Origin of the sequence: Kribbella sp. NPDC048928 (assembly GCF_043197975.1) — a bacterium.
In the GTDB taxonomy this organism is placed as follows: Bacteria; Actinomycetota; Actinomycetes; order Propionibacteriales; family Kribbellaceae; genus Kribbella.
The window spans coordinates 698,047-714,385 of the sequence record NZ_JBICUC010000003.1 but is presented as its reverse complement, the minus strand read 5'-3'; the positions used below and the strand labels follow the sequence as shown (position 1 = coordinate 714,385).

Annotated in this window: 17 protein-coding genes; 11 read left to right on the top strand and 6 right to left on the bottom strand. The window is 69.4% G+C overall.

Going from position 1 to position 16,339, the window contains the following annotated elements:
• Positions 1–22: 22 nt before the first annotated feature.
• Genes ACGFI6_RS16830 through ACGFI6_RS16820 form a run of 3 tightly spaced genes read right to left on the bottom strand, consistent with a single transcriptional unit; the run spans position 23 to position 2,502 of the window.
• Positions 23–856, bottom strand: a complete 834-nt coding sequence (locus ACGFI6_RS16830; protein ID WP_393119342.1) for an ABC transporter permease — start codon at positions 854–856, stop codon at positions 23–25.
• A 22-nt stretch (positions 857–878) separates the two neighbouring features.
• Positions 879–1,712 carry an ABC transporter ATP-binding protein gene (locus ACGFI6_RS16825; RefSeq protein ID WP_393119341.1) on the bottom strand — a complete coding sequence of 278 codons (834 nt, stop codon included), beginning with the start codon at positions 1,710–1,712 and terminating at the stop codon, positions 879–881.
• A 31-nt stretch (positions 1,713–1,743) separates the two neighbouring features.
• Positions 1,744–2,502: an IclR family transcriptional regulator gene (locus tag ACGFI6_RS16820; protein WP_393119339.1), complete on the bottom strand. Its 759-nt coding sequence runs from the start codon at positions 2,500–2,502 to the stop codon at positions 1,744–1,746.
• Positions 2,503–2,660: 158 nt separating this feature from the next.
• Between ACGFI6_RS16820 and ACGFI6_RS16815 the strand changes: the two genes are divergently transcribed.
• Genes ACGFI6_RS16815 through ACGFI6_RS16785 form a run of 7 tightly spaced genes read left to right on the top strand, consistent with a single transcriptional unit; the run spans position 2,661 to position 8,843 of the window.
• Positions 2,661–3,557 carry a DUF6282 family protein gene (locus tag ACGFI6_RS16815; RefSeq protein ID WP_393119337.1) on the top strand — a complete coding sequence of 299 codons (897 nt, stop codon included), beginning with the start codon at positions 2,661–2,663 and terminating at the stop codon, positions 3,555–3,557.
• 30 nt (positions 3,558–3,587) lie between these two features.
• Positions 3,588–4,481 (top strand): hypothetical protein, encoded by an 894-nt coding sequence (locus tag ACGFI6_RS16810; protein ID WP_393119335.1) that lies wholly within the window; start codon positions 3,588–3,590, stop codon positions 4,479–4,481.
• Positions 4,482–4,500: 19 nt separating this feature from the next.
• The gene (locus ACGFI6_RS16805) at positions 4,501–5,601 is read left to right on the top strand and encodes an ABC transporter substrate-binding protein (protein WP_393119332.1); all 1,101 of its coding nucleotides are present in this window, start codon (positions 4,501–4,503) and stop codon (positions 5,599–5,601) included.
• 1 nt (position 5,602) lies between these two features.
• Positions 5,603–6,514: an LLM class flavin-dependent oxidoreductase gene (locus tag ACGFI6_RS16800; protein ID WP_393119330.1), complete on the top strand. Its 912-nt coding sequence runs from the start codon at positions 5,603–5,605 to the stop codon at positions 6,512–6,514.
• On the top strand, positions 6,511–7,503 hold the full coding sequence (locus ACGFI6_RS16795; protein WP_393119327.1) for a cyclase family protein: 993 nt from the start codon (positions 6,511–6,513) through the stop codon (positions 7,501–7,503). Before ACGFI6_RS16800 ends, ACGFI6_RS16795 begins: the two co-directional genes overlap by 4 nt.
• A 27-nt stretch (positions 7,504–7,530) precedes the next feature.
• Positions 7,531–8,199, top strand: a complete 669-nt coding sequence (locus ACGFI6_RS16790) for a 3-oxoacid CoA-transferase subunit A (RefSeq protein WP_393119326.1) — start codon at positions 7,531–7,533, stop codon at positions 8,197–8,199.
• Entirely contained in the window at positions 8,196–8,843 is a 648-nt protein-coding gene (locus tag ACGFI6_RS16785; protein ID WP_393119325.1) for a 3-oxoacid CoA-transferase subunit B, read from the top strand. The genes ACGFI6_RS16790 and ACGFI6_RS16785 overlap by 4 nt, the downstream gene beginning before the upstream one ends.
• On the opposite strand, the gene ACGFI6_RS16780 is transcribed toward ACGFI6_RS16785, so the two are convergent.
• Positions 8,826–9,431 (bottom strand): trimeric intracellular cation channel family protein, encoded by a 606-nt coding sequence (locus ACGFI6_RS16780; protein WP_393119323.1) that lies wholly within the window; start codon positions 9,429–9,431, stop codon positions 8,826–8,828. The two genes, ACGFI6_RS16785 and ACGFI6_RS16780, sit on opposite strands and share 18 nt — an antisense overlap.
• A 50-nt stretch (positions 9,432–9,481) precedes the next feature.
• Here ACGFI6_RS16780 and ACGFI6_RS16775 point away from each other — a divergent pair, with 50 nt between their 5' ends.
• The gene (locus ACGFI6_RS16775) at positions 9,482–10,462 is read left to right on the top strand and encodes a phosphotransferase family protein (RefSeq protein ID WP_393119321.1); all 981 of its coding nucleotides are present in this window, start codon (positions 9,482–9,484) and stop codon (positions 10,460–10,462) included.
• A complete protein-coding gene (gene fdhD / locus ACGFI6_RS16770; protein WP_393119319.1) occupies positions 10,459–11,292 on the top strand; it encodes a formate dehydrogenase accessory sulfurtransferase FdhD in 834 nt (277 codons plus the stop codon). Before ACGFI6_RS16775 ends, fdhD begins: the two co-directional genes overlap by 4 nt.
• Here fdhD and ACGFI6_RS16765 read toward each other — a convergent pair.
• The gene (locus tag ACGFI6_RS16765) at positions 11,276–13,999 is read right to left on the bottom strand and encodes a DNA repair ATPase (protein ID WP_393119317.1); all 2,724 of its coding nucleotides are present in this window, start codon (positions 13,997–13,999) and stop codon (positions 11,276–11,278) included. The two genes, fdhD and ACGFI6_RS16765, sit on opposite strands and share 17 nt — an antisense overlap.
• 11 nt (positions 14,000–14,010) lie before the next feature.
• The gene (locus ACGFI6_RS16760) at positions 14,011–15,141 is read right to left on the bottom strand and encodes an exonuclease SbcCD subunit D (protein WP_393119315.1); all 1,131 of its coding nucleotides are present in this window, start codon (positions 15,139–15,141) and stop codon (positions 14,011–14,013) included.
• A gap of 126 nt (positions 15,142–15,267) precedes the next feature.
• Here ACGFI6_RS16760 and ACGFI6_RS16755 point away from each other — a divergent pair, with 126 nt between their 5' ends.
• Positions 15,268–15,825 (top strand): GNAT family N-acetyltransferase, encoded by a 558-nt coding sequence (locus tag ACGFI6_RS16755; RefSeq protein WP_393119313.1) that lies wholly within the window; start codon positions 15,268–15,270, stop codon positions 15,823–15,825.
• Entirely contained in the window at positions 15,818–16,324 is a 507-nt protein-coding gene (locus tag ACGFI6_RS16750) for an HAD family acid phosphatase (RefSeq protein ID WP_393119312.1), read from the top strand. The genes ACGFI6_RS16755 and ACGFI6_RS16750 overlap by 8 nt, the downstream gene beginning before the upstream one ends.
• The last annotated feature ends 15 nt before the right edge of the window (positions 16,325–16,339 follow it).

The following is a 16,339-nucleotide window of genomic DNA, read 5'->3' as shown; positions in this document are numbered from 1 at the left end:
GAACAGCCTTTCCTCAAGGGGTTCAGATGGCGCGGGCGTCGGCGTTCTGCGCCGGTGACCAGAAGACCAGCCGGCGGTTGACCAGCACGACGACCGCGTGGAAGGTCATGCCGATCACCGACAGCATCACGACGATGGCGAACGTGGTCGCGGTGTCCAGGTTGAAGTTCGTGGCCTGGATCGCGTACCCGAGTCCTTCGGAGCTGCCGACGAACTCGGCGACGATCGCCCCGGTGACCGAGAGGATCACCGCGACGTCCAGCCCGGCGAAGATGTGCGGCAACGCGGACGGCAACTGCAGCCGGCGCAGGATCTGGAACTTGCCCGCGCCGAACGACTTCAGCATGTCGATCTGCTCGGGCTCGGCCGACCGCAGGCCGAGGATCGCGTTGATCAGCAACGGGAAGTACGCGATCAGCGCGATCGTCCACACCTTCGACTGCAGGCCGATGCCGAACCACATCACCAGCAGCGGCGCCATCGCCACCTTGGGAATCGTCTGCACGATCACCAGGATCGGGAAGAACGCCTTGTCCATCGTGCGGAACTGGGTGACCAGCGCCGCGGAGACCAGCGCCAGGCAGACCGCGAGACCGAAGCCCAGCAGGACCTCCTTCAGCGTGATCCAGGTCTGCTTCGGCAGGTAGCCGCTCTGGAACCCGTCCACCAGCGCGCGGGCCACGGCGGTCGGTCCGGGAACGAGCACGCTCGACACGTGGAAGACGCTGACCGCGAGCTGCCAGAGCCCGATCAGGACGATCAGCAGCGCCCAGCTCAGTACGAAACCCGGGACCGGACGGCGGGGCCGCGCGGACCTTCGGAAGATGTCGCCCTTGGCATTCGTCGTAACCGTCATAGCCGTCCTCACAGGGTGCTGGTCAGTGCGCGCTGTTCTCGGAGTTGAGGAGTCCGCGGATCCGGCCGGCGATCGCACCGAACTCCGGGGTGTTGATCTGCTCGAGCCGTCGTGGGCGTTCCAGCGGGACCTCGATGACATCGGCGACCCGGCCCGGTCGCGGCGTCATCACGACCACCAGGTCGGACAGCAGGACCGCCTCGGGGATCGAGTGCGTGACGAACAGGACCGTCTTGCGGTCGCGCTCCCAGATGTCCAGCAGGTCCAGGCCCATCTGGTCGCGGGTCATCGCGTCGAGGGCGCCGAACGGCTCGTCCATCAGCAGGATCTGCGGATCGTGCAGGAGCGCGCGGCCGATCCCGACCCGCTGCTGCATCCCGCCGGACAGTTCGTTCGGGTACTGCTGGGCGAAGTCGGTCAGCCCGAGCATCGCGAGCAGCTCCGCAACCCGGTCCTTGACTTCGCCGGCGTCTCGCCCGCCGCGCGGCTGCAGGTCGTGGGAGATCATCAGGTTCTGCTCGACGGTGCGCCACGGGAGCAGCAACGCCTGCTGGAACACCATGCCGAGCTTGTTCTTCCGGGTCGTCGGGCCGGCGCCGAAGTGGATCTCACCGGCGGACTGCCGGACGAGCCCCATGATGATCTTCAGCAGCGTGCTCTTGCCGCAGCCGCTCGGTCCGACGATCGAGACGAACTCCCCCTGCGGGATCCGCAGGCTGACGTCCTCGACGGCTCTGACGGTGCGACCCCGCTTCGCGTTGTAGAGCATCGTGATCTCGTGCAACTCGACCGCCGCATCGGTGGCGGCCGGGTTGCCGGCGCTGCCGGCAGGGTGGTGGTGCGTGCGGGTTGGCATCTGTGCGGTCCTGACTGTCGGTACGGGTCGCTCAGGGCTCGGGCCAGAGACCGGCCATCTCGGCCGTCAGTGCGACGGCGATCTCCTTGACTGCGACGGCGGCGGTCGAGTCCGCCGCCGAGGACGGGAGCATCCGGTCGGTGCCGACGGCGGCCACCGTCGCGCAGATCCCGGACTCGTCGAAGACCGGCGCCGAGATCACGCTGATCCCGCGCGGGTTCGCGACATAGATGCTCACGCCGGTACGGCGGGTCTCGGCGATCCGCTCGTTCAGGTCGTCACGCTGCGGCTTGGGCAGTGAACCGAGCAGCCGGTCGGCCTGGAGCTGGTCGGGCAGGTGGGCCAGGAACGCGATCGCCTGCGAGGTGTCCAGCGACAGCTGCGATCCGACCCGGACGGTGACGATCGCGTTGTGCGCCGGGTCCTCCTCGACCATCGAGACGACCGGGCCCGACTGCGCCCAGAGCGACAGCACCGCGGTCACGCCGACCTGCTGGGACAGCTCCCGCAGGAACGCCGGCGCGATCTGGATGATGCGCCGCTGACCGATCGCGAACGCGCCGAGCTGCAGCATCAGCCCGCCCGGTGCGTACGCGGCCGGCCGGCTGCCGTGCGTGAGCAGCCCGGCCGCGGCCATCGAGCTCAGGTACCGATGGACGGTGGTGCGGTTGAGACCGAGCCGCTCGGTCGCGTCCGACACGGTGATCTCCGGTGTCTCCAGCCCGAACAGGGCAACGATCTGCGCCACCCGGCTGACGGCCTGGATGTCGGGCTGGCTCTCGGTCGGCATCTGATCTGTCCCCTTGCTCAGTTCGTGAACTTGTCGTTCACATCATGCACATATCGGCACCGTAACCGAGGGATCAACACCCTGCAAGACCTTGATTCGGAGCTATTGACGACCGATATGTGAACTCCTAATCTGCATCGTGAACATCAAGGAGATGGATGCGCATGCCGAGTCCTGACGCGATGACAAAAATCCTCCGTGGCTCCGTCGACCTGCACTGTCATTCGGGTCCGAGCCCTTTCCCCCGCCGGTTCAACCACGTGGAAGCGGCCCTCGACGCCGAGCGGCTGCAGATGCGGGGAATCCTGGTCAAGTCACATCACCACAACACCGTGATGGATCTGCTCGCGATGGCAGATCGCCTGGCCGGCAGCAAGACCGCCGTGTTCGGCGGCATCGCACTGAACAGCCAGGTGGGCGGGATCAACCCGTACGCCGTGGCGATGTGCCTGCGGATGGGCGGCCGGGCCGTGTGGTTCCCGACCTTCTCGTCCGGCCGGCACATCGAGTGCCACCCCGAGGGCGGCGGCTTCCCGAGCGCGACCGTCGACGTACCGTCCGACCGCGTCGACGTCCGGACGCCGAGCGGTGACCTGGTACCGGAGGCGCTCGAGGTGCTCGACCTGATCAGCGAGAGCGGGGCGATGCTCAGCGGCGGCCACCTCGAGGCCGGCACGATCGCCCAGCTGTTCGCCGAGGGCAAGGCCCGCGGTGTCACCCGGATGGTGATCAACCATCCGAACTTCGTGATCGGTGCCGAGCCCGAGCAGTGCCTGGAGCTGGTCGGCTTCGGCGCGTACGTCGAGCACGAGGTCGGGATGTACGACCCCGAAGGCCACCGCAAGTGGGACCCCAAGGACCTGTTGACCTGGATCGAGCGGATCGGGCCGGAGCACACCGTGCTCGCCTCCGACCTCGGCCAGCAGAACCGGCCGCTGCCGGTCGACGCCTTCATCCGGGTCGGCGCGGCGCTGCTGGACCTCGGGCTGCCCGAAAAGGCGCTCCGGCAGATCACCTGCGACAACCCCGCGTTCCTCCTCGGTCTCGACGACTGACCCGCGGACGCCCAGCAGACAGGAGCTTCCATGCCTACTTCGACAACTGATTCGCGCGCCGATGCGCGCCCCGATGCGCGCACTGACAGCAGACGCGCCGAGTTCATCGAGTTCGCGGGCACCGAGCCGGACGAACGTACCGGCGCCGGTACCCGGACCTGGTTCGCCCGCGGGCAGAACTTCGTGGTTGCGTACTCGACCGCTGTCACCGGCGACGTACTGACCCGGACCGGACAGCCCGACGAGTACGTCGTGATCCTGCCCGACGAGGCGTGCGCCGCAACCGTACGGACGGCCGACGGCGAGCAGACTGTCAGCGGTCAGGCGGTGATCGTGATGCCGCCCGGCGAGTCGTCCATCGTCGCCGGCGCTGACTGCGATCTGGTCCGGCTGTTCACGGTGCGCTCCGAGGATGTCGCCGGGGCCAGCGTGAACCGGGACAGCTACGCGACGGCGAACCCGAAGGTGCCGGCGTTCACGCCCTGGCCGGATCCGCCGGCCGGGCACCGGATCCGGGTCTACCCGCTCGCCGAGGTCCCCGAGGACCCGAAGCGGTTCGGGCGGATCTTCCGGTGCAGCACGTTCATGGTGAACTTCCTGAACCCGCGGATCGGTCCCCGGGACCCGGACGCGCTCTCACCACACGCCCACGACGACTTCGAGCAGTGCTCGCTGGCGGTGAACGGCGACTTCGTGCACCACATCCGGACGCCGTGGACCACCCGCAAGCGTGACTGGCTCGACGACGACCACCGCACCTGCGGAAGCCCATCGGTGACCGTCATCCCGCCCCAGGCAGTGCACACGACCGAGGCCATCGGCTCCGGCCGCAACCAGTTGATCGACATCTTCTGCCCGCCCCGCGCCGACTTCTCGGCCCGGCCCGGCGCGGTGCTGAATGCCGACGACTACCCGACACCATGATGCGAAGAGGGGCCCACCCATGAAGCACCCACCGAGAAGGCGCGCCCTTGCCGCGCTGGTCCTGCTCGTCGCCGCAGCACCTGGCCTGGTGGGCTGCGGCGGTTCGGGGGACGACGCAAGCTCCGGCGACAGCGCAGAGATCCGGCTGGCGATCGGGACACCGAGCTGGAACGCGGGGTTCGCCCCGCTCGCGGTCGCGGAGGCCGAGAAGTACTTCGAGCAGGAGAACCTGAAGGTCACGGTCCAGCTCTTCCCGTCCGGTACGCAGATCGCTCAGCAGGTCGTTTCCGGGCAGGCAGACATCGGTCTGGTCACCCCGGAGCCGGTCGCGATCGGCCAGTCCAAGAACGCCGGCCTGGTGTACTTCGCGCAGTACTGGACGCACTGGATCTACAGCCTCGCGGTGCCGGACGGATCGAGCGTCGCGGCGCTCGGCGACCTGCAGGGCAAGCGGGTCGGTGTGACCGCGGTCGCGAGTTCGGGGTCGACGTTCATGAACACCGCGATGAAGTCGCAGGGGCTGGACCCGTCGGCGGTGAAGCTGGTCCCGATCGGTGGTGGTCCGCAGCAGATCAGCGCGGTCAAGGACGGCCAGGTGGATGCGCTCGCGATGTGGGACACCCAGTACCAGATCATCGAGAACGCCGGCGTCAAGCTGAAGCCGCTCGCCGCACCGGGCACCGAGAACCTGTTCGGCGGCGGCTTCGCGGTGAAGGCCTCGACGCTGAAGGACAAGAAGGACGTGCTGGTCCGGTTCGGACGGGCGCTGGCCAAGTCGATGGTGTTCACGCAGGCCAGTCCGGAGGGCGCGGTGAAGGACCTGTGGAAGGTCCGCCCGGAGACGAAGGGCAACGCGTCGACACCGGAGAAGCAGGCGCTCGCCGAGCAGGTCAGTGTGCTGAAGGTCCGGATGGACGGGCAGCAGGTCGGTCCGGCGGACGGCACCCGCTGGGGGTACATGGAGCCGGACTCGGTCGCGCGCACCGTGCAGTTCATGGTCAAGTCGGGGCTGATCGCGAAGGAGTTCCCGCCGACGGCGATCTACACCGACGATCTGATCGAGCCGATGAACAAGTTCTCGTACGACGACATCCGGACCGCGGCCGGGAAAGCTTCCTGACGTGCGACTCGGGGTTGCGCTCGATCTGGGGTCGACGGCAGCGGTGCGGCCTCAGCTGGATGCCGCCGCGCGACTGCTGGAAGTGGCCGAGGGCAACGGGTTGTCCTCGGCCTGGATCGGTGAGAGCTACCACCAGCGGCCCGAGGTGTTCCATCTCCCGGGCTCGCTGCTGGTGCTCTCGCACCTGGCGGGACGCACCGACCTTCGGCTCGGTACGGCGGTGTTGCTGGCGCGGGCGTACCACCCGCGCCGGCTCGCGTACGAGACCGCTCTGCTGGACCAGCTGTGCCGCGGCCGGCTGAGCGTCGGAATCGCACTGGGTGCGCCGGAGCTCGCCGAACGGCTCGGTGTAGCAGGTCCGACCTCGTCGGCTGCGGCGTGGTTCGAGTCGTTCGTCGACTCGTTGCGGACTGCCTGGACGGATGGTTCGATCGCGCCGTCTCCTGTGCAGGCGAGCGGTCCGGCGCTGCTGCTCGGTGGGCGGACTCCGGCCGCGGCGACACGTGCCGCACGGCTGGGCGACGGCTACTACGCCGCCACCAACTACGGCGACAGCTTGCTCGCCGAAAGGGCAGCCGGCTACTGGGCGGCTCGTGGCGAGCGGCCTGGCCAGGTCGCCGTCACGCGGTTCTGCCTCATCGCCCCCGACACGCGGACAGCTCGAGAGCAGGCCGCGGCGTATTTCTCGCCCGCGATCGCGTACTACACCGAGCGACAGGTCTGGCAGGGCGATGCGCTGGTGGGCTCGCCGGCCGACGTCGTCGCTGAGCTCAGGCAGTACGCCAATGCGGGAGTGACCGCGGTGCAGCTGCGTGTGGCGCCGTACGGGACACCGCCCGAGGTCGCGCGACGAACCCTGGACCTCGTCGGCTCCGAGGTCTTGCCGTCCCTCGTCAACGAAGGAGCAGCATGAGCTACCCCACGTACCAGGAACTGCTCGACCGTGATGACGCGCCACCGGGATCGTCGTGGGGCGTGTTCGGCAGCGGCAACCAACTCGGGACGCTGAACTTCATCGGGCCCGAACAGATCCTCGATGCCGTCGGACTGGTTCGGCGTGGTGCCGTGTTCAACCTGGACTACCCGGTGAACGCGTTCGTGCCCGCTCCGTCCGGGACCCGGCCCGCCGCGGTCCACCACGTGTTCTCGAACAACCCGAACCACCGCGACGACTGGCTCGACTCGTTCTACCTGCAGTCGACGTCCCAGATCGACTCGCTGCGCCACATCCGGCACCCGACGCACGGCTTCTACGCGGGCGTACCCGACGACGCGATCGACACGAACACACCGGACCTGGGCATCCAACTCGTCGCCGAGCGCGGGATCCTGACCCGCGGCGTGCTGCTCGACGTGGCCCGGTACTTCGACGGCATCGGCCGGCCGATCGACCTCGACAGCAACCAGATGATCACGCCCGAGGACCTCGACGCGGTGGCGCGGGCGCAGGGCGTGGAGTTCCGGCAGGGTGACGTCCTGCTGATCCGGACCGGCTGGGCGCCGTACTTCCTGTCGCTCAGCGCCGAGGACCGGAAGAACTTCCCGTCCCGGTTGCGGCATCCGGGGCTCATCCAGTCCGCGGAGATGATCGAGTGGCTCTGGGACCACCGGTTCGCGATGGTCGCGTCCGACGACTCCGGCGTCGAGGCGCATCCGGTCCGCGCCGAGTCCGGTCTCGTCGATCCGGACGAACCGCCGGCCGAGCGTGGCGTCCAGCACAACGGGATGCTGCACCGGCCGCTGATCGCGCTGCTCGGGCTGTTCCTAGGTGAGCTGTGGAACCTGGATGCGTTGGCCGCCGACTGCGCCGCGGACGGGACGTACGAGTTCCTGCTCAGCGCGAAACCGTTGAACGTGGTTGGTGGCGTCGGATCGCCACCGAACGCGATGGCCGTCAAGTAGGTCACCGAAGTCAGGGAGCGTGAGTGGATGGCAGCGACGAGGGTGACGGCCGAGCAGGCGGTGCACGATGTCGCCGACGGCTCGACCGTCCTGATCGGCGGGTTCGGCGCGGTCGGAGTTCCGCTGACATTGATCGACGCGTTGCGCCGTACGGGCGTCCGGGAGCTGACGCTGGTGGGAAACAACGCCGGCAACGGTACGGACGGGGTGGCGTCGTTGCTCGCAGCCGGCATGGTGCGCAAGGTGATCTGCTCGTTCCCGCGGCAGAGCGACTCGTTCGTCTTCGACAAGCTGTACCGGGCCGGCTCGGTCGAGCTTGAACTCGTACCGCAAGGCAGCCTCGCCGAACGGATCCGCGCCGCCGGGGCCGGCATCGGCGCGTTCTACACGCCGACCGGCGCCGGTACGCGGCTCGCGGACGGCAAGGAGACGCGGACCATCGACGGCCGCGACTACCTGCTCGAGTATCCGATCCGCGCCGACGTCGCACTGCTGCGGGCCCACTGCGCCGACGAGCTCGGCAACCTGGTGTACCGCAAGACCGCTCGCAACTTCGGCCCGATCATGGCGACCGCCGCGACGCTGACCATCGCGGAGGTGGACGACGTGGTTCCGGTCGGTGGTCTGGATCCGGAGGCGATCGTCACGCCGTCGATCTACGTGGACCGGCTCGTCTGCACGGGAGGGACGGCATGATCGTCGAGCATCAGCACCCGTTGGACGCCGGCGAGGTCGCCGCCCGGATCGCGGCCGACATCCCGGACGGCGCGTACGTCAATCTCGGGATCGGCCGGCCGACCCTGGTCGCGGACTTCCTCCGCCCGGAGCAGCAGGTCGTGCTGCACACCGAGAACGGGATGCTCGGCATGGGCCCGGCCGCGTCCGGCGACGCCATCGATCCGGACCTGATCAACGCCGGCAAGGTACCGATCACGGAGCTGCCCGGCGCCGCGTACTTCGGGCACGCCGAGTCGTTCGCGATGATCCGCGGCGGTCACCTGGACGTCTGCGTACTGGGCGCGTTCCAGGTCTCGGCCGACGGCGATCTCGCCAACTGGCACACCGACCTGCCGGATGCCGTGCCGGCCGTCGGCGGTGCGATGGATCTCGCCGTCGGGGCCGAGGCCGTGTACGTCACGATGACGTTGTTCGACAAGTTGGGCCGCCCCAAGCTGGTGCCGTCGTGCAGCTATCCGGTCACCGCTCGCGGGTGTGTGCGCCGCGTCTACACCGACCACGCGATCTTCGCGATCGGGCCGGGCGGTCCGGAGATCCTGGAGACCTTCGGTCTCTCGGCGGCGGAGCTCGCCCACCATCTAGGGTCAGGGATTGCGGGCTAGTGGGGCGTTCCAACCGCGGCGGATCGCGATCAGGCGGATCACGAAGCAGACCGCCGCGGCGGTGATCGGGACCCACACCGCGTGGTACTCGAGCGCCGCCGCGACGACCACGATGCCGGCGCCGAGCAGCGCCGGAATGGCGTAGATCTCGGACCGCAGGACGACCGGTACGCGGCCGCTCAGCACGTCCCGCAGCACGCCCCCGCCGATGCCGGAGAGCGTGCCGAGCAGTGCGGCCGAGATCGGCGACAGGCCGAAGTCGATCGCCTTCAGTGCACCGGTCACGCAGAACAGGGCCAGACCGGCGGCGTCGAAGATGTTCACCAGGCGTTCGACGCGGCCGATCCCGGGATGCAGGAAGAACGTCAGTAGGCCGGCCACGACCGGCACCACCAGATACCGCCAGTCCCGGAGCGCGGCGGGCGGCGTCTGCCCGATCAGGACATCCCGGATGAACCCGCCGCCGAGGCCGGTGACGAGCGCCAGCACCTGGATCCCGAACACGTCCAGCTTCTTCCGTACGCCGACCAGCGCGCCGGTGATCCCGAACACGAAGATCCCGACGAGGTCGAGCACCTGCAACACCATGTCCTGAACGCTAGGGCATGTCGGCCTTGTGCCTTCTATCGTGGGTGGGCATGAGCAGCGCTCCGGATGTCGACTACTCCGCCACCTCGCTACGCCCGGACTGGAACTCCCTCGCGCCCGAGCTGCACGAGGCCCTCGCCGTTGCCCTCGGCACGCGGATCGCCGACGTCTCGCGGCCGGTGTCCTCAGGCTTCACCGGTGGTTTCGCTGCCCGCGCGCAGTTGGCGGACGGACGGTGGGTCTTCATCAAGGCAGCGCCGGAAGGCGAGCACGCGTACGAGGCGTACCAGCGCGAGGCCGAGGTCGTCCCACAACTGCCTGGCACAGTTCGGGCCCCGGCGATCGTTGCCACCGCAGCCGTCGATGGGTGGTTCGCGGTCGCCTCCGAGTGGGTCGACGGTCGAATGCCTGGAAGTCCGTGGACCGCGCAGGACTTCGAACGGGTGACGGCCGCGTGCGAGGGAATGGCCGACGCGCTGCAGCCGAGTCCGTTGGACGGGCTCAGTCCGTTCGCGGAGCTGTTCGAGGACGACCTCCGCATACCGTCCGAGATCATGGCCGGTGAACGGCCGATGCCGCCGGGGCTGCAGCCGTGGGTGCCGCGGATCCTGCCCGAGCTCGCGGAGCTGGTCGCATTGGCACCCGAGGCGCTGGCCGGCGACACCGCGCTGCACTCCGACCTCCGCCCCGACAACATCGTCATCGACGGCCAGGGCACCTGCTGGACGGTCGACTGGAACTGGCTGACCCTCGGCGCCCGCTGGGTGGACTGGGTCTGCCTGCTGCCGGTCGCGCAGCATCAGGGGATCGACACGTTCACCGCGATCACCCACAACCCGCTCACGGCCGACATACCGAAGGAGCACCTCGACTGCCTCGCCGGCCTGATCGCGGCGTACATGATGAAGAACACCGAGGCTCCCCCGCCGCCCGGCTGCACACCGGCGCTGCGCGCGCACCAGCGGCTCTATGCGTGGACATTCCTGGACTGGCTGGCCGTACGGCGAAACTGGCCTACCGTGGAGGTATGACGAAGGCGCCCACCAGCAGGTTCAAGGTCGAGGTCCTCGACGGGGACCACACGTCGCGGCGCGAGGACGTGGTCAGCACCGAGGAGCCGCTCGAGCTGCGGCTGGAGTGGCCGGGGCGTCCGCCCGAGCCGCTCGTGGTCACGATGCGCACGCCCGGCTCCGACTTCGAGCTGGCCGCCGGGTTCTGCCTCGGTGAGGGGTTCGCGGTGCGGCCGGACGCGATCCGGACCGTTGCCTACTGCACCGATGTGACGCTGACCCGCGAGCAGCAGTTCAACACGGTCACGGTCACCTTCGACGGCCCCCCGGATCGCGAGCCTCCCCAGCGGTACGGGGTCACGTCCGCGGCCTGCGGGGTGTGCGGGCAGCAGAGCCTGGACGAGCTCGCCGAGCGCGAGTACGACCCAGTGGATCCGGTCGAGGCACCAGTGGATGTCGTACGGCGGCTGCCCGACCTGCTGCGCGAGGCCCAGCCGATGTTCGGCCGTACCGGCGGACTGCACGCGGCCGGGCTGTTCACCACCGACGGCCGCAAGGTCGTGGTGAAGGAGGACATCGGCCGGCACAACGCCGTCGACAAGGTTGTCGGCTGGACCGTCCTCAACCAGCACAGTCGCAAAGGCCTCGTACTGGCGGTCAGCGGCCGCGCCGGGTACGAGATCGTACAGAAAGCCGTCGCCGCCGGGATCGGCATGATCGTCGCGGTCGGCGCGCCGACCAGCCTCGCGGTCGACCTGGCCCGGCGCTTCAACATCACGCTGGCCGGCTTCGCCCGCGGCGAGCGATGCGTCGTCTACTCGGCGGCGGAGCGCATCATCCGTCCAGCTTGATGAACGTCGCCTTCGGGACGTACTCGTAGCGGTCCGGCATGCAGGTCAGGATGATCACCTGACCGTGGTCGCCGGCCCGGCCGAGCAGCGCGCCCATGTCGCGCAGGCGGGCCTTGTCGGACCAGCCGAGCGCGTCGTCGAAGATCACCGGCACGCTGCCCTCACCGGTGCTGACCAGGTGGCTGATCGCCAGCCGGGTGATGATCGCGAGCTGTTCCTGGGCACCCGTCGACAACGCCTCCACCTGCAGCCGCACGCCGTCCAACTCACGCTCGGCGACCGCGAGATCGTCGTCGAGCCAGATCCGGAACGACGGCCCGTACACACTGCGCCCGAGCGCCTCGATCCGGCTCTGCAGCGGCTCCGAGTACTTCGTCTGCGCCTCGGCCCGGTGCCGGCTCAACGTCTCGTACACGCGTCGCGCAGCGGCCGCCCGCCGCTCCAGGCTGTCGTGTTCGGTCCGTACGGCGGCCAGCTCCAGCTCCGCCACATCACGCCGCGTCGCGAGCCCGTCCCGCCCGGACTGCTCCAGCCGGCCTTCCGTCGTACGCAACGCATCGCGCAACGTGTCCCGCTCGCCTTGCAGCCGGGTCGCCACGGCCAGCGCGTGCGTCAACTCGCCCGCCACCTCGTCCGCCCCGGCCGCGTCGGCCTGCTCCTGAACGGCGGTCAGCTCGTCGACGATCGACTCGACCTCGGCCATCGCCTCGGACTCCGCCCCCGACACCGCGTCATCGTCGAGGACGGCCCGCACGGCCTCCAGCGACTCGACCGCGGACGCCAGCCGCTCTCCCGCGAGCTCAGACCGCGCCCGAGCGTTCTGCGCCTCGGACCGGTCCTCGTCGGCGGCCTTGCGGGCTTGCGCCGCGGCGAACTCCGCGTCCGCCAGCAGCCGCTCCGCCTCGGCCAGTCCGTGCCGCGCGCCCTCCAAGGCACGCTGCGCGCCGGACAGGTCGTCCGGCTCCGGCTCGTCGACCTCGAACAGGGTGTCGTGCGGCGACACGAACTCCTCGAACAGCGACATCTGCCCCGGCACGCCCTCGACGGCAGCCTTGCCATCGGACTCCTCGGCGTCATCAGCAGGACCGAGGCGCGCCGTGAGGACGGCGATCCGCTCGCCCGGATCGCCTCCGGTGGTCAGCGACTTCTCGGTCCGGCGGGCCTCGTTCAGCTCGGCATTCGCCGTGTCCGCCTTGCGCAGCAGCTCGCGCGCCGCGGCGACGTCCCGCACGCCGGCCTTCTTCAGCAGGTCCTTCTCACGCCGTACGGCATCGTCGACCCGCGACCGCAGGGTCGCCGCCTCGCCACCGGCGCGGACGATCACCTCGACCTGGCCCGGTACGCCGACGACCAGCTCGCCGGACACCAGCACCTCGGCCGACTCGTCGAAGCCCAGCTCGGCCGGTACGTCGCCTTCCAGACCGGTGCCGGACAGCTCGACCGCTTCCGCGCCGAGCCGTCGTACGGTCACCTCGGGCACACCGGCCGCGAGCGCCGCACGAGCCTCGACCACCGCCGCGCGAGCGTCCTCGAGGGCCGCGACCAGCGCGTCGTCGACCTTGATCCGGTCCAGGATCGTACCGGCGGCGGCGATCCGGGCCCGGACGTCGATCAGCTCGGTCTGCTGACCGATCAGCCGGTCCAGCTCCGCGCGATCCATCAGGTCCGAGACCTTGCGCTCGGCCGCCTGTACGTCCGTACGCCGCAGGTCCTTGAGCTCCACGACCTCCGCGAGCGCCGCCTCCGCCGCCTGCACCATCTCGGCGGCCGTCTTCGCGACCAGCTCCGCATCGGACCGGCGTGCGGCCAGCTCGGCCTCGGCCTTGGTGAACCGCTCCACCTCGTCGAGCAGGCGTTCGCGCTCGAGCCGCGTACGGGTGTGGTTCTCCAGCCGGGCCCGCGCGGTCTCGGCGCGCGAACGGACCGAATCGCGCCGGAGCAGGATCTCGTCGGTCGCCTGCTTGCGTTCGCGGAGCGCCTCGACAACGGTCAGGTGCTCGGCCAGGCGAACGGTCACGTCGTCGAGGTCGAGGTTGAGCCGCTCGGCGCGGCGGATGTCGGACCGGACCTCCTCCATCGCCTGCAACGCCTGCCGGGAGCCGAGCTCGGCGGCAGCGACCGCCTTCGCGGAGCGGGCGAAGTCGCCGGTCGGCTTGCCGCGCGGCGTCCAGTACCGCAGGTACTCGTGCTCGACCGCTGTCACCAGCGGCATCGACGCACCGTCGACCGGCGTCCCCGACTCCGCGGTCACCGCGGTGATCAACGGCTCCGCATCGGCCGGCGTTGGCAGCACCAACGACTGGCCCTGGCTGACCATCAACGTCTGCCAGAGCACGGGGTCGACGTTCTCGTCGAACAGCCGCTTCGCCTCGTCGTGCGCCTCACGGCCGGTCCAGGACTGCCGGCGGCCGTCGGACTCGACGATGGTGAGCTCGGTGGACCGGTTCTTCAACCAGGTCTTGGAGTACGTCAGCTCGCGCCCGCCGAGGCTCAACTCGGCCGTCACCTGCGGGCCGACGTCCTGGCCGACCGGCTGGATGTCGCGGATCCGCGTCGACTTCGAGTCGTCCGGGAGATCGAAGACCAGCCCGAACGCCTCCACCAGGCTGGACTTGCCGACCTCGTTGTCGCCGACCACGACCGTCGTGCCGAGCGCGCGGAACCGGACAATGCGGTCCTTGACGCCACGGAAGTCCCGTAGCGTCAAGCTGTGTAATCTCATCCCGCGTCCCGCGCCAATCGGTGCATCAGCGAGAGCGCGGCGCCGGCACCCTCGTCCCCACCGGCCAGGGCCTGCCGCAGTTCCTCCATCGCGGCCCGGGCGGGACCGCTCAGTTGCAGCGACTCCAGGTCGGCGGCATCGGGGGCGGGCCGTACGGTCCAGAACTTCGCCCAGCGCTCGACGCTCGCGAACACCTCGCCCTGCGCGTCGATGATGGTGTCCAGCCGGGCCAGCAGCGGCAGCGCCAACGAGCCGTCGCCGGCCAGCCGTACGTACGTCCGCTCCTTGTCCGGGAGCTCCGCGAACCATTCCTCGAGCGCGTCGATCGACTCCTCGTCGAACAACTCGACGCGATGGTCGACCATGTGCCAGGCGCCGACCCGCACCGGCTCCACGTCGATGCCGTCGCCGCCCTGAGCAATGGTCACCTTCAGCACGTTGCCCGGCTGGTCCTCCTCCGGAGACGTGACCTCCTGCGTCCCGGAGAACCAGATCCGGTCCGTGACGCGGGTGGTCGAGTGCCGGTCGCCGAGGCCGACGTACTGCAGGCGGCCGTCCGAGACCGCGGCCTCGAGCGCGGCCTGGTCGATCGTCGGCACGTCGGACATGCCGCCGGACAGGCTCGTCAGTTGCCCGTGCGCGAGCAGGATCCGGATCGTGTCCGGCGACGCTTCGAGGTCGGCGTAGCCGGGCGCTGCCGGGTCGGACAGCGGGCGCCGCGAGCGCCACGGTGCGCCGACGATCTCGACACCGGGCAGAATCCGGAACGGCGTCGTTTCGGTCAGCACCGTCACGTGCTCCGGCGCGTGCGCGAGCCACTGGCTCGACGTCCACAGCGAGCCCGGCTCCAGCGCGTCGTGGTTGCCCGGCAGCAGCACCACCGGCACCGGGATCCGTTTGAGCGCTTCACAAGCGCGCAAGATGGTCTGCCGTTCGACCTGGTTGTGCTCGAAGACGTCGCCGGTGACGACCACGAACGCCGCCCCGGTGCGCTCCGCGACCTCGCCGATCCGTGCGACAGCATCCAGCCGCGCCTGACCCCACCGGGCCTGACCGTCCGGCCCCAGGAACCGGCGCATCATCCCCAGCTGCCAGTCCGAGCTGTGCAGAAACGTGATCGCGTCCATTGCGTTGAGAACGCTAACCCGAGCCACCGACAGTCGCACACTCAACACACAGAATCGCCGCACACCGCCCACACTCCGGACACCTCTTGCCGGGCATTTGATCCGGATGAGTCCTACGATCCCGGGATGACGGCGTACCTCGAAACCGAACGTTTGACGCTGCGGCGGTTCACGCCGGGGGACGTCGAGTTGCTTGTCGAGCTGGACTCTGACCCCGAGGTGATGCGGTTCCTTACCGGGCAGCCGACGACGCGGGACGAGGTCGAGCGGGAGATCCTGCCGGGGTTCCTGAAGGTGTACGCGGCACATGAGCAGCTGGGGACCTTCGCGGCGTACGAGAAGGCCGGCGGTGCGTTCGCCGGCTGGTTCGGGATGCAGCCGACCGCGGATCCGGCGGCTGTCGGCGTCGGGTACCGGCTGCTGCGCCCGGTCTGGGGCAAGGGGTACGCGACCGAAGGAACCAAGGCGCTGATCGCGCGGGCGTTCACCGAGCTCGGCATGGAACGGGTCGAGGCCGACACGATGGCGGTCAACCACCGTTCGCGCGCCGTCATGCGCCGCTCGGGCCTGCGCTTCGTGAAAATCTGGCACGAACACTTCGACGACCCGCTCCCCGGCACCGAGTTCGGCGAGGTCCTGTACGCCGTCGACCGCACAACCTGGGAAGCTGGTTCGCATGAGTGACGCCCAGGACCCGGTGATGCCGTACGCCGTGCTCGACATCGACGCGACGCTGTCCGACACCAGCAAGCGGATCCACTTCATCGAGAAGAAGCCGAAGGACTGGGACTCGTTCTTCGCGCACGCCAAGGACGACGCGGTTCTCGAGGAGGGCCTCGCGGTCGCGACGACGCTGGCGGCCGACCACATGATCGTCTACCTGACCGGCCGCCCGGAGCGGATCCGGCGGGAGACCGAGAAGTGGCTGAAGGACAACGGCTTCCCGGACGGCAAGGTGTACATGCGCGGCAACACCGACCGCCGCCCGTCGATGCTGATGAAGCTCGGCCGGCTCGAACGCCTCGCCGAGCAACGCCCCGTCGCCGTCCTGGTCGACGACGACGCCAAGGTCATCACCGCCGCCCGCAAAGCCGGCTACACGGTGCTGAGGGCCGACTGGGGACTCGATCCCGAGTCCCAGCCGACCCTCTTCGAAGCCCAAGAATCCGAAGGCCGAACCTGAGCTACTTGCCCGTGC